Annotated in this window: 11 protein-coding genes; 2 read left to right on the top strand and 9 right to left on the bottom strand. The window is 40.4% G+C overall.

Annotated features, from left to right (window positions below):
• Positions 1-65: 65 nt before the first annotated feature.
• Complete coding sequence (locus tag JK154_RS05505) at positions 66-1247, bottom strand: arabinose transporter (RefSeq protein WP_211991508.1); 1182 nt, start codon at positions 1245-1247, stop codon at positions 66-68.
• An 87-nt stretch (positions 1248-1334) separates the two neighbouring features.
• Positions 1335-3260 (bottom strand): 5-dehydro-2-deoxygluconokinase, encoded by a 1926-nt coding sequence (gene iolC / locus JK154_RS05500; protein WP_211991684.1) that lies wholly within the window; start codon positions 3258-3260, stop codon positions 1335-1337.
• A gap of 391 nt (positions 3261-3651) precedes the next feature.
• On the opposite strand from iolC, the gene iolD reads away from it, so the two are divergent.
• Both iolD and JK154_RS05490 read left to right on the top strand, forming a co-directional pair.
• Positions 3652-5592 (top strand): 3D-(3,5/4)-trihydroxycyclohexane-1,2-dione acylhydrolase (decyclizing), encoded by a 1941-nt coding sequence (gene iolD, locus JK154_RS05495; RefSeq protein WP_211991507.1) that lies wholly within the window; start codon positions 3652-3654, stop codon positions 5590-5592.
• A gap of 115 nt (positions 5593-5707) precedes the next feature.
• On the top strand, positions 5708-6205 hold the full coding sequence (locus tag JK154_RS05490) for a PTS glucose transporter subunit IIA (RefSeq protein WP_211991506.1): 498 nt from the start codon (positions 5708-5710) through the stop codon (positions 6203-6205).
• 122 nt (positions 6206-6327) lie between these two features.
• Here the strand turns inward: JK154_RS05490 and JK154_RS05485 are convergent, their stop codons facing one another.
• The 7 genes from JK154_RS05485 to JK154_RS05455 all read right to left on the bottom strand — a co-directional run bounded on the left by JK154_RS05485 (position 6328) and on the right by JK154_RS05455 (position 12902).
• Positions 6328-7404 carry a fimbrial protein gene (locus JK154_RS05485; protein WP_211991505.1) on the bottom strand — a complete coding sequence of 359 codons (1077 nt, stop codon included), beginning with the start codon at positions 7402-7404 and terminating at the stop codon, positions 6328-6330.
• A gap of 16 nt (positions 7405-7420) precedes the next feature.
• Positions 7421-8047, bottom strand: a complete 627-nt coding sequence (locus JK154_RS05480) for a fimbria/pilus periplasmic chaperone (protein ID WP_283093662.1) — start codon at positions 8045-8047, stop codon at positions 7421-7423.
• A gap of 4 nt (positions 8048-8051) precedes the next feature.
• On the bottom strand, positions 8052-8573 hold the full coding sequence (locus JK154_RS05475; protein ID WP_211991503.1) for a fimbrial protein: 522 nt from the start codon (positions 8571-8573) through the stop codon (positions 8052-8054).
• The gene (locus JK154_RS05470; protein ID WP_211991502.1) at positions 8566-9093 is read right to left on the bottom strand and encodes a fimbrial protein; all 528 of its coding nucleotides are present in this window, start codon (positions 9091-9093) and stop codon (positions 8566-8568) included. Before JK154_RS05470 ends, JK154_RS05475 begins: the two co-directional genes overlap by 8 nt.
• A gap of 13 nt (positions 9094-9106) precedes the next feature.
• Entirely contained in the window at positions 9107-11587 is a 2481-nt protein-coding gene (locus JK154_RS05465; RefSeq protein ID WP_211991501.1) for a fimbria/pilus outer membrane usher protein, read from the bottom strand.
• A gap of 16 nt (positions 11588-11603) precedes the next feature.
• Positions 11604-12290: a molecular chaperone gene (locus JK154_RS05460; RefSeq protein ID WP_211991500.1), complete on the bottom strand. Its 687-nt coding sequence runs from the start codon at positions 12288-12290 to the stop codon at positions 11604-11606.
• A gap of 63 nt (positions 12291-12353) precedes the next feature.
• Positions 12354-12902, bottom strand: coding sequence for a fimbrial protein (locus JK154_RS05455; RefSeq protein WP_211991499.1), 549 nt, complete (start codon positions 12900-12902; stop codon positions 12354-12356).
• Between the last annotated feature and the right edge of the window lie 367 nt (positions 12903-13269).

The following is a 13269-nucleotide window of genomic DNA, read 5'->3' as shown; positions in this document are numbered from 1 at the left end:
AAGCAGCTTCGCACAGGCAGGGGCTGCCTTCATTCCAGTCTCCATCAGCCCCCTTCCCTGTCTGCTTATGTTCGCTGATGGCTTGAAGATGGATTGATCAACAGCGTGAGCAACAAAATACCTAATAATGCCGTACCAGAAGCGAAAAGGAACAGACTACGATACCCCCCATAAATAGCCAGTAATCCTGCAAGGGGGCCTGCCAGGCCGTAAGCCAAATCTTGAAACGCTGAATACCCACCTAAAGCGGTGCCTCGCACATTTTCGGGAACAAGACGGACGAGATAGACACCCAATGCGGGAAAGATCAATGAACAACCACAACCGGTTAGTGCCGCCCCCAAAAGCGCAAACATGGGATGGGGAGAAATAGCTATCAGTAATAGCCCAACCGCTTCAATAAACAATGAAACACGTGCCACACGCAGGCAATCACTGCGATCAGGTAAATGTCCAAACAGTAAACGAACCAGGATAAAAGCACAGCCAAAAGCCGTAAGTGAGAACCCCGCCAACGACCACTCCTGTTCCCGGAAGAACAACAGAGTAAACGTGCTGAGTACAGCAAAACCAATACCTTGTAGTAATAGCCCAACACCGGGACGCCAGATAAAAGCGATAATACCTGACAGCGGTAAACGTTGCCCCAGTGCTCGAGGGATTGCTGGCAGTCCCGCATCAAGCAGCCAGGCAAGTAATGGAAGTAGCAGAGTTAATCCCCCCGCAGCCCCTATTCCTGCCGTTTCATAAACCAAGAGACCCAGAGGCGCTCCTGCGGCTAATGCGCCATAGGTCGCCATTCCGTTCCAGGAAATCACTGTCCCCACTCGATTAGCGCCAGCCAGATAAGTCGCCCAGGTCAGATTACCCGTCAATAGAAAACTTTCGCCTATCCCGAGTATCACTCGACTGCTGAGTATCAGCATAAAAAGGCTATGGGTATCCAGGGTCATTTTGTCATAACAAATCAGTAGCCCAATACCCGAGGCACTGCATAAAGCGAATCCAATGAATGTTGCGCCGCGAGCCCCCTTTTTATCAGCCCAGCGACCCGCATAAGGACGGCTAATGAGAGTCGTTAGAAACTGCAATCCGACGGCCAGCCCAACGTACATATCATTGAGTTGCAATTGTTGATGCACAAAAACAGGAATGACACCCAGAGAAAAACCAATGGTTAAATAAGCACAGAACATCGCACCACTCATCCGTAGTATGATTCTGTTCTGCTTATGCAGTATGCTCATTTTATGATCCCAGGACGAGATGACCAGTGAAAAGAAAAAACCGTGTGAGAGGCTCCCACACGGTCAGTAACAGTTAACAATTAAATCCTAAATATTGAGCGCAGGCCGATACTGGCGCCAGTATGAAATCAATGTCAGATAACGTTGTTTTACTGCATCAATTAGCTCTTGATCATTAATTGCCCCCATCAGCCACTGACGGGATGGCTCGCCAAAAATGGTTCTTCCCACGGCAAACCCCTTAACCCAGGGCATATCTGCAGCATCAGAAAATCCTTTTTTAAGGACCTCTTCCGGGGCATCAAGACCTAAAATAAGCACGCCCCGGCATAGCGGATCATACTGTTCAATTTTTTCGCTGACAGTTTTCCAGCCCGCAGGGCTCATCGCAGGCAGCTTCCACCAATCTGGCTGAACACCTAATTGATAGAAACGATCCATGATTTGTGCATAGTAACGCTCATCTTGATCCGGGTTATCTGCTGGTAGTATCACTTCCAGTAAAAGCTCGTGCCCAGACTTACAGCATGAACGATAAACCTCGCTGATAAGTTTTTCCTGCTGAATTCGGAGCGTTTCAGGATCTGCAGGGTGATAAAAAACCAGGCACTTCACAACATGCTCTAATGGCCAGTCAATAAGTTGTGAACCAATGTTCCCATGTTCCAGCTCCAGTGGACGGGAACCAGGTTGCTCTATAGGACGCCCAATCCACCATCCTTGCCCAGTGATGGTATTGAGGGCTGCCTGGCCATAAGTGGTATCAGCCAAAATACCACTTTTGCCTTTCAGGCCAGCTTCTGTGGCCGCGGCCTGAGCACCTTCCAGTAATAGTGTTTTCAGGACAGGAATACGGGACTCTTCAGCGCCAACAGAATGAGCTATATCAGCCAGCTGCTTACGATGATCAAAGGCAAAAACGCACAATTCAGGCCATTGTTGCTGGCGTGTTGTCACGCGGTGTAAGTGGTTCAGGCGAGCATCCTGATCCGGCCGTGGAACGTCTTGTTCACGCAGGAGATAATCGTCCAGCTCCTGTTTAGTCGGCATCGCTGGAGCACAACCGTGACGGGAAACGACTAGCGCCCCGCAAGCATTAGCATAGCGACAAGCCTGATCCCAGCCTTCATCATTCAGATAGCCTCGTAGCAGGCCTGACATAAAGGCATCACCGGCCCCGAGAACGTTGAGAACATCGACGCGAACCCCAGAATGAAGTTTAACCTCACTCCAGCTATCAGGGATTTCCCCGGTAAAGACAGAACATCCAAGCGCACCGCGTTTACATACGAGTGTCGCAGGGGTCAGTTCCCGTACACGACGTAACGCTTGTAATGTATCAGTACTGCCTCCTGAGATGTGGAACTCCTCTTCGGTGCCGACAATCAAGTCAAAATGGTGTAAGACTTGTTGCATCTGTGTGGTGACAGTTTCAGAAGTGATAAAACGCGTTTCGCCATCACCTTTTGAGGTCAGCCCCCACAGTACTGGTCGATAATCAATATCCAGTGCCCGGCGTAAGCCATGTTTTTTGGCATAGTTGAGTGCTGTCAATACCGCTTCGCGCGTATCAGGGTGTGAAAGATGAGTCCCTGTAATAGCAAGAGCACGAGCAGAAGCGATGTACTCCTCATTAATATCATCAGGGACTAATGCCATATCAGCACAATTATCACGGTAGAAAATCAGTGGAAAAGTTTCACTATCTTTAATACCCAGTAGAACCAAGGCCGTTAAACGCTCTTTATCGGTAATCAGGTATTGTGTATCAGAGCCAACACGCTGCAGTGTTTCCCGCAGAAAGCGCCCCATATGTTCATCCCCGACCCTTGCCAGCATTCCAGATCGTAGTCCCTGGATAGCTGTTCCATAGGCCACGTTACCGGAAGATCCCCCCAAATACTTGGCAAATGTTCCCATATCCTCAAGCCGAGCGCCAATTTGCTGGCCATAGAGATCCACAGCAATACGGCCAAGACAAATCACGTCCAACTTTCGTTGCGAGTTTTTCATCATCAGTGTCCTCATCAAAAAACAGTCTTGTTATTCGTTATGTTAGGGTTTAATAATTTCATTTTCAACGAAAATAGAATAAATCTTAGTATTTGAATGTGACTTGAATCATAGTATTGAAAGAGTACAACCTGATGAAAGCTCATAGTAAATCAACTTAACAATCTGTTTTATATTGATAATATTTATATTTTTTGATTCAAAAAAAAAGTGAAATTTATTTTCTTATTATGAAACTAATTATTCATTTTTTTGATCTCCTTCCCAATAGTGAAATTATTTTTTGATTTTAGTGTGATGTGAAATATTGTTCCCTTATAGTCGTTCACATCGCATCAACCCCTGAGACTGGGAACAGTAGACAGGCAATAACTATTCATAGGTGAATGAAATGAACAACATTCGATTGACAACCGCGCAGGCGCTTGTTCGTTTTTTAGATAACCAATACATCGAAGTAGATGGCAAAGAGATCAAATTCGTAAAAGGTATTTTTGCGATTTTTGGTCACGGTAATGTACTGGGTCTGGGCCAGGCGTTAGAAGAAGATAGTGGTACCATGAGCGTGCATCAGGGGCGTAATGAGCAGGGAATGGCACATATAGCAACAGGCTTTGCCAGACAGTGTTTGCGTCAGCAAATTTTTGCTTGTACTTCTTCAGTTGGTCCAGGTGCCGCTAATATGATCACTGCGGCAGCAACAGCAACAGCAAACCGTATCCCTTTACTTCTCCTTCCTGGAGATGTGTATGCTTCTCGTCAACCCGATCCCGTGTTACAGCAAATAGAACAAGAAACAGATCTCAGTATCAGTACCAATGACGCATTCCGGGCCGTCAGCAAGTATTGGGATAGAGTGAGTCGGCCTGAGCAGCTGATGAGTGCGTGTATCAATGCCATGCGAGTACTTACAGACCCGGCACTTACTGGGGCAGTAACCCTTTGTTTGCCACAAGATGTGCAGGCAGAAGCCTGGGACTATCCCCTTTATTTCTTTGAGAAGCGAGTCCATCGTTTTGAACGTTATTCAGCCACAGACGCCATGATCAGTGACGCACTAGTCCGTATACAACGGGCCAGACGTCCTCTGTTAATTTGTGGTGGAGGGGTAAAATATTCCCAGGCGGGGGATGTTTTACAAGCGTTTGCCCATCGCTATGGTATCCCTGTTGCTGAAACCCAGGCCGGGAAAGGGACAATCAGTTCAGCATCAGCGATTAACGTTGGCGGAGTCGGTGAAACCGGCAGTTTAGCGGCAAATATGCTGGCACAACAGGCAGACCTTATCATCGGTATCGGTACTCGCTATACCGATTTTACGACATCATCTAAGGGACTGTTCAAAAATGAAGATGTTGGTTTCTTGAATATTAATATCAGTCGTTTTGATGCGGGCAAGCTCGACGGGCTCATGGTCATCGCTGATGCCCGCCAGGCACTGATACAGCTGGATAATGCTCTAGCAGAAACACAATATCACGCTGAATGGGGGGATGATATTGCCGAAGCCCGCCACCAATACCATACAGAAGTAAAGAGAGTCTACAGCATCGAATATCAAGATGAAAACTTCACACCAGAAGTGGAAGACGGCCTCGACAGAGAAAAGGTTTACAAGGAATTCAATGAATTAACAGGATCCCTGCTTACACAAAGTAAAGTCCTTGGTGTACTCAATGAGACACTACCGGAGGATGCAATCATCGTTGCGGCAGCCGGTAGTCTGCCTGGGGATTTGCAGCGTGTCTGGCAGACCCGTGGGACCAATGACTATCATGTTGAATATGGTTACTCCTGTATGGGCTATGAAGTGAATGCAGCATTAGGAGCCAAAATTGCTGAACCTTCCCGGGAAGTTTATGCCTTCTTAGGCGATGGCTCATTCATGATGCTGCATTCTGAACTCGTCACATCACTGCAAATGAATAAAAAAATCAATGTGATACTTATTGATAATATGACTAATGGCTGTATCAATAACCTGCAAATGGGCCACGGAATGGGCAGCTTCTTCACAGAGTTTCGTTATCACGCAAACGAAAATGCCGTTCAGGAAGGGGGACTTATTCCCGTCAACTTCGCGAAAATTGCTGAAGGTTATGGCTGTAAAAGCTATCAAGTCACCTGTTATGAAGAACTTATAGCAGCTCTGGCTGATGCCAGAAAACAAACAATATCCACTCTGATCGATATTAAAGTGCTACCAAAAACGATGGTACATGGCTATTTCAACTGGTGGCGAGTGGGTATCGCAGAAGTTGCCAGGAGTAACATCATTGAAGCCAATGCCCGACAAATGGCTGAAAAAGTAAAATCAGCACGGCAGTATTAAACCTAAATCAGACAGGCTGCCCCATGGCGGCCTGCAACCTTCTGTTTCTTTTAAGTGTGAAGAACTCCGGGCGTATCGCCGAGAAATTTTTTAAATAAAATGAAAGGAATACATTATGAAGCGATTAAAGACACAAACTGCTGATTTTCACCTGGCTACGCTATATGCCCCAGTGACTGGTGAGACATTAGCATTAGAGCAGGTTCGTGATGTTATTTTTTCCGAGAAACTGGTTGGCGTTGGCATAGCCATCATTCCTGACGTTCAGGATATTATTAACATTCTGGCGCCCGCCGATGGGATAATCTCTTCTATTCTGCCGGGAAACCACGCATTTTTTATGCAGACTGATGATGGTATCGAAGTCCTGGTCCACGTTGGTTTAAATAGCGTGTCTCTGCAAGGCAAGGGGTTCTCTCGAATGGTGAATGAAAACCAGTCTGTTAAAAAAGGGCAAATTATTCTCCAGGTTCAAAGTCATGTTCTCGCAGAAAATAATATATCACTCGTTACCCCTGTGATTATCACCTCCCCAGAACTGTATGAAGTGAAAGTAAATACAGGCGGGGTTCAGGCTGGAATAACAGCGCTCATTCACGCCCACCGAATTTGATCGATAGCCGAGTATCCTCGCTCTGCGTTCGCTCAGAAAATGGATATTCGGTTATCTCGGTCATTTGCTATTTTTCATTTGTACATTCAGTGATACCAAAATAAATCTGCCTGCATACCATCTCATTGATATGAATACGTCAGCCCAATGACAGCCTTGGCAGTGCCGGGTTTGATTGCTTCATCGGTTTTACGAACATAACTAAAACCAAATGTCGTGCTGATTGGGTTATTTCGTGAGGAATAAGCAGAACCCGAGTTCTGAATGAAATACTTCTGCTGCCCTGGAACACCTGTCGCTGACCCATCAGGACCAAATACAAGGCGTTTCCCTTGTGGCCCTGTTAAAGCGAATCCAACCCCGGTAGCTGTCGAATCGGCAGTTAGCGTCGCGGTATCCGATGTGTTTGTGGGATCGGATAAATCAACAAACGAGATGAAGACGTTAATATTGGGATCACATTGCAAAGAAAATACAGATTGCTTAGTTCCAATAAGAGTGGATGAATCTGCATTTTCAATTTTGCTCTGTGCTATTTTATCCATATCAATAACTACAGCATTACTTGCCGGCGTACAACCAGTTACTGCCCCATTAATAATAATAGGATTAAAGATAAAATTATAAACTTCCTGAGTTGTATCGTTGCCATCCTTACACAAGTAGCGGTACATGAGTTGCTGCGGAATAATTGTCGTTCCTGTGAATCTATTTTCATCTTTATACAGATAGAGTCCTGACATTACCCTGTGCCCATTTGTAATACGCCTTGCATTTTCAGTGTAGCCACTCCAGACCGTTTTACTATCGGTATATAAAGGCAAAAAATACTTCGGTGGCCCATCATCAATGTTACCCCCCATGGGTGTTAAAGCAAAACCAGTAACACCAGACTCGAATAACGGAATGGGAACATGTGCGGAAGTCGCCTGGTAGGTACGCCCACTCCAGGTGGCAACTGGCTCATAGACAACTTTCTGAAGGTTATAATTCAGATCACTACTACTGCATATTTTATTGGTTGAGGAACCAGTATTCATAATGACCGACCCAAACGTTAACCTGTCTGCTGGCCCCGAAATTTCAAGAGTAACATCGTGGTTATTAACATAATAAGAAAACTCTGGGTAAGCATATACCTGATGGGCATGGAATAACATTATCACCATGGCTACTAATTTCTTTTTGATACCTTTCATATTAAACAATTCCAAATCAAGCCGTTAATTTAATTGAATCAATAACATCATTATATTCATCATAAAAACTCACCCATGCATCACATTTAGTATTTATATTCTCAATCATCACTTGTTTTTTTTCATGAGGTGATAAATTTATTATTTTGGCACGTGTGTCATATCTATCTCTGGATACTGATACTGTAAAAGAAAAATTAGAGTCGTTATCAATGATGCATCTATCATTCTGATTCCTTAGCTTTATTTTTTTAAAGGAACTGCTTTGCAACTCAGCATGGCGGTAAATTATCTTAAAATGATGCCTTACTGCTAAGGATACTGTATTATATTCATTATTGACGGATGATCTTGGAATGCTTGTTAACGTCAAGTTGAATGTTTTATCGCTATGGTATTCTTTTTTTTCTTTAAGAATTACAGTAATAATACTGCTATTATTTTTAGGAAGTAAGAAAAGAGGTGGAGATATAATGAAATCCTCATCATCCAACACACTTTTAACCAAGTAGTCACTTTCATTATCATTAGTGACTTTTATATTAAGATGTTTCATATCACTATTCATGATAAACCGAGTACCGATAACAGTGATACCACATATACCGTGGATGGAATATAAAAAAACATATAGCAGTAACATTATTCTAGTCATATGCGATTTCAAAGTCAGCAATCGCTGTGACTTTCCCGGCAGCAGCAGTTTGATTTACCCTGACATAATAAATGAAAAAATTAAATATATTAGTTGTCAGAACCGGATTAATAAGCAGAGTTTCCTCATTATTAGTGATATCAACATTTACATTATTTGTATTATATAAGCCTAATGCGACCCCCTGTGCGGCAGCATCAGTCCCATTAACATTTTTGAGTAAATTACTCATTGATGAGTCACTTTCTCCTGAGAATTTTAAATGTGCTGATGATAGATTAACAGGACAATCTATCAAATTAATTGAAAAAGATGTCTTACCAAAAGGAACACCTATATCACTTTGCCTCAAATCCCCACCCTGCAATTCAATCTTTTGGTTCAATGAATCATTCGAAATAGTACAAGTTCGTTCAAGTACGCTGGCATTTATATTAATAGTAACTCTTTCACTAAAACTTAATTCAGAAAAAAACAGTAGTATTATAAAGAAAATTGGTTCCATCTTACTCATAATAAATATCCAGATAAACAACGGCAGATGCATCACCGGAACTGACATTATTACTTACTGCTTTGTATCTAAAGTAAAAATCAAGACTATAGGTTGCACCGGTAATAATTTCATTTAATGCTTTTTTCGTATTTAGGGCTACTTTTTTCTTATCCCTGTCTAATATCTCAATAGCCAACCCAGTGGCCAATGGAGTATTTTCACTCACTGACTTCCCTGTTATTTTTAATAGTGTGGAATCAGCAGCATCTGCGTCGCCAGAAAACTCATATGCCACATTGTTAACTTTTCCCGTACAGTTTTCCAGGAATATAGAAACAGGCTGTTCTGCACTTGTAGCTCCAGCCTGACTAAAATCACCTGGATTAAGATCAGGAAAATTGATATTTTTAATTAAATCCTGACTAGAGATATTACAGCTTTGAGTCAGAATACCCCCGTTCAAATTAACAGTAACATCCGCAGCCGAGACTGAAAAACATAACAAGTAAAACAAAAGAAACGTAACATAGTTATTCATATAGTATCCTTTGTTATTTACAATCTAAATTAGCATTGTTAATACTTTTCATATTGTTTTTATCATCATAATTAACAGAAAAGCGACAAATCGTATCTTTATTAATTCTTACTGTATAAGATGATCCTGAAAGCACACCGGTTAAGTATACCGTACTGTCATCATTAATAATGGATGTAGTATCCTCTGTATTATTAGTAACCACCGCACCAAATTTTACAGGCTTATTTTTATACTTAAGCGCCACTAAAAAATTATACCCTTTCCGCACATCAAATATAACTTTACTTATCGCTCCACGCGTTGGTGAAACTTTAAAAACTTTTCCATCAATATCATATCCTGCACCGAATGTTTCAGGTGATAGAGAAACATCATTATAATGGTAAGCCGTGGCATAAGGAATCAGAGCATAACCACTATTGTTAATTTCTATATTCTCTCCCGCTCTGTCAATTTTTGCTCCTGGCGCACCTTTAGCTTCGACTAATATAGCTGTATCATTGGCTTGCCTGGAAAATAAAATGCCCCCTTGATGCACCAGTACAGAGCCTGTCAGCCCATAATCAAGTTCAGTAGAGTTATTTGAAAATGCGGTTCCCGCACTCACTGTAGCTGCATTCGCTTTATAGTTAAGATTCAAGTTAGATCTGTTTTGATTATTATTGCTGACAGTTTGATAAATGTTATAGCCCAGTTTGTTATCCAATGCATTACCGTACATGCTGGTTGTATTATTATATGTTGAATTATTATAACTAGTGCTATTTGTCAGATACATTCTGTTTTTATCCATACCATTAGAGAGTGGCATAGATATAGAAAAATAAAACATATCATCCGTCATTTGTCGGTATTTATTTTTATTATAGCTAACCGACAGCATGACATTATTCAACTGAGTAAATGTTTTATTCCAGCCTAGCTGAATATTTTGGGATTTTGAATCACTTCCCCAATATGTGTTCACATTACCCCATAAATATAGCTGCCCATAATTTGACATATTTTGTGATATATTAACTTGATAACTGTTTTTTCTATGCTCATTTCTTAATATAGTGCTGACATCATTACTGTCATTCTTTGAATTATTTCTATAACTTGCTTCGGAAAACGTATAATAATTTGATGTAGAATAGCGATAGCCTGTTAATTGAATATTAGTTCCAGTATTACTGAAAGATTTTGCAAATAAAATACGATAAGAATTACCAACATAACTCTTATTATCTATCTTGGCCTTGGACTCTATCATGTCAAATGATAAAGCACCAACATTGCCAATGTCTTTGCCCAACCCCATGCCCAGAGCTAAATAATCATTCGCAAGCTGATACCCTGAATACAATGTTGTATCATAGGGTAATCCATAACCAAGTGAACCTTGTGCAAAATGACTTTTATCTGCTCCAGATATATCTAACTGCCCCAAAGAAACAGAATAATTATAACTCCCCTGGCGTAATAAATTTGGTAATGAAGAATATGGAACTGTATATTTTGTCACCACACCTTCGTCTGATGTTAATTCAACTTCATAGTCACCACTGGTTCCTACTGAGTTCAAGTTGTCAATGCTATAAGGGCCTGGATTAATATATTCTTGGTATAAAATATTACCGTTCTGCCTGATCGTTATTCTTGATCTGGAGTCTACAATGCCTTTTATTGTTGGACTGTAACCTTTTTCACTTTCTGGCAACATCTCATTCGATGTAGCAAGTGAAATACCAATATAGGGGTTAGAGTCAAACAATATTGAGCCTAAAACATTCTGGCCAACCGTGAGTGTTGATTTTATGGTATTAATATCTCTGGTCACAAAAATACTGTTAGAGTTAAACTCTTGGGTTGATACATTACCCATATTACTCTGGTTATAATAAGAGCTTGAATTAAAACGCCATGGGCCAATATTCAACCTGTTATTTAAACTGATGAAAGTAGATGTATAATGGTCCATATCTTTATTTTTTGAATAAGAACCATTGATATTATAGTTAGTCATCAGTGCTGTTATACCGTCATCCCAGTCAGACTCATTGGCAAGAGTTGAACGCACTGATTTGAGGTAAATTTGTGGTATTAATAAAGTAAGCGCCAGCTTAGATAAATCAATACTATAGCTGAAGTCATTAATTGCATCATTGATATCAATACATTGATCATGTTGTGATAGTGCATCCAGTTTATTTAATGCTTCCTTATTGAAAGGAATCTGATCAATGATCTCTTTTGTAAAACAAGCGGTGATTTTCTTCTCTTTGTTTTCTTTAAATCTGACATTAATGTTTTTAATGAAAGCATCACCAACATTCAGACTTAAAAAATAAACCCCAGGAGTGACATTATTTCCTGCAGAAAGATAGGATAAGTCACCTATAGAATCAACATCAGCCCCTAAGAATAGGGGGTTAAAATAATCTTTTGCGTAAGAGTGAGTCACATGCAAACATAAGATTAATAGAAAATGATTCTTCCTGATTAACATTTATTAACTTCCGGTATTAATTAAAGTTACACTTTTTATCTTTTGCCTGAACACCATAATCATTAATGAAATTAAAAATTAAATTTCTACTTTTGTCATCTGTGTTCAATAACACACTGCTTCCAGGTGCAATAGTTTCTGCTTTTGATATTTCCTTACCCTTCACTCTTAAGGATGACATATTCATGTAAAATGGTGTTGGATTATAAACTTTCAACTTACTACTTTCATAACTACACGTTAAATTTTTATAGGAGTCAAAAGAGTCCTCGTTAAGATTAACAGGCCTTGTAAATAATTTTATTCTTGTTGTTGTAGAGATCAAAAGTGCATTATCCATTTTTTGTTCTTCTTCTGTCAAAGATGGAATAACTTTAGTATTAAGGAAATATATTTTCTCTCTATTTTTTGGTAATTTATTTTTATCGCCAGTATAAACTATGTTAAGTAAACTATCCGAATCAGCATTAATAATAAAGAGTGGTGGCGTAACAATAAAATCTGTTACTTTATTATTATTTTCATCAGTAACCCATGACTGAACAAGATAATTACTAGTTTTGTCGCTATTATATATTTTTAATGTAACCTGATTTTTATCAATTGGATAAATCAAGCGTGTTGCACCTACCGATACCCCTCCTGCATATGCAGCATGGCTACATAAAGAAACAAAGATAATTAAAGCTATTTTTTTTAACATAGGACCTCAATAGAAGTAATTGGCCATCTACTACCAATTACTTCCAGGATTAGAATGAAATAATTAATTATATGTCAGGGTGAAGTTTGCAGCGGACTGAACTTTACCAGCAGTCACTGCAGCACCCGTTGATTTATAATCCACAGACAGAGGAATAGTTGTTGTATCAACCAAGTTAACACTGGAGCTTAATGTACCAATATTTAACTCACTGCCATCTGGGTTGAACAGTTGTAAGCCAACATTTGACGCAGAACCCGCACCTGCGGTATTCGCAAGAACACCAGGTTTACCCGTAACAGTTTGTCCGCTGAATGTGATTTGCACAGTCTTAATGGCATCTGTTGAACAATCCAGCAGGCTAATCGTGAATGGCTTCTTGGCATTGGCCAATTGGTCTGCCGCTTTAAAAATTGATGCTTTAACAGTGTCAAGAGTAACAATTTTGTCAGTGTCAGAACCGGATACAGCACAAGCTCCTGATGAAACTTCACCATTAAATGTGACCTTACCACCATTGACCGTTGTTGATGTGGTTTCAGCCATTGCTGCGCCACTGAAGATAGCTGCAACGATAACAGACAGCAGTGTAATTTTTTTATTAATATTCATTTTTATGTCCTTTTTATTAATGATAGAAAATAACGACGGTAGTTCCAGCACATGTGATAATTAAAGAGAAAACATCAAAAAATTACCACATGTCATGATGAAACTAACGATCAAATATTCATGGTGAAGCTCACCTCGCTCTATAATAAAATAATCACGAGCCGGAAAATTACCCACAAGAGACAACCTTCACTAAAATATGAATCATTCAGAATAGATACATAAATCAATAAATCGCACATTAATAACTTTTAAAAACCCGAAAAAATTCTGATAATGGTGTTGAGAAAAATCAATCCCAAGCAGGCGCTGTCATTCAGAATAACTGAATAGACTATTTAAATTAATGATCCCAACATCAAGGTTT

Source organism: Citrobacter sp. JGM124 (assembly GCF_018257795.1).
In the GTDB taxonomy this organism is placed as follows: Bacteria; Pseudomonadota; Gammaproteobacteria; order Enterobacterales; family Enterobacteriaceae; genus JGM124.
This window is presented reverse-complemented; position numbering and strand designations above follow the sequence as displayed.

Excerpts from the sequence above, each read along its gene's own strand:
- JK154_RS05485 (WP_211991505.1), bottom strand. The coding sequence starts at position 7,404 with ATGAAAGGTATCAAAAAGAAATTAGTAGCCATGGTGATAATGTTATTC.
- JK154_RS05490 (WP_211991506.1), top strand. The coding sequence starts at position 5,708 with ATGAAGCGATTAAAGACACAAACTGCTGATTTTCACCTGGCTACGCTA.
- JK154_RS05475 (WP_211991503.1), bottom strand. The coding sequence starts at position 8,573 with ATGAGTAAGATGGAACCAATTTTCTTTATAATACTACTGTTTTTTTCT.
- iolD (WP_211991507.1), top strand. The coding sequence starts at position 3,652 with ATGAACAACATTCGATTGACAACCGCGCAGGCGCTTGTTCGTTTTTTA.
- JK154_RS05505 (WP_211991508.1), bottom strand. The coding sequence starts at position 1,247 with ATGAGCATACTGCATAAGCAGAACAGAATCATACTACGGATGAGTGGT.
- iolC (WP_211991684.1), bottom strand. The coding sequence starts at position 3,260 with ATGAAAAACTCGCAACGAAAGTTGGACGTGATTTGTCTTGGCCGTATT.
- JK154_RS05465 (WP_211991501.1), bottom strand. The coding sequence starts at position 11,587 with ATGTTAATCAGGAAGAATCATTTTCTATTAATCTTATGTTTGCATGTG.
- JK154_RS05470 (WP_211991502.1), bottom strand. The coding sequence starts at position 9,093 with ATGAATAACTATGTTACGTTTCTTTTGTTTTACTTGTTATGTTTTTCA.
- JK154_RS05460 (WP_211991500.1), bottom strand. The coding sequence starts at position 12,290 with ATGTTAAAAAAAATAGCTTTAATTATCTTTGTTTCTTTATGTAGCCAT.
- JK154_RS05480 (WP_283093662.1), bottom strand. The coding sequence starts at position 8,047 with ATGTTACTGCTATATGTTTTTTTATATTCCATCCACGGTATATGTGGT.
- JK154_RS05455 (WP_211991499.1), bottom strand. The coding sequence starts at position 12,902 with ATGAATATTAATAAAAAAATTACACTGCTGTCTGTTATCGTTGCAGCT.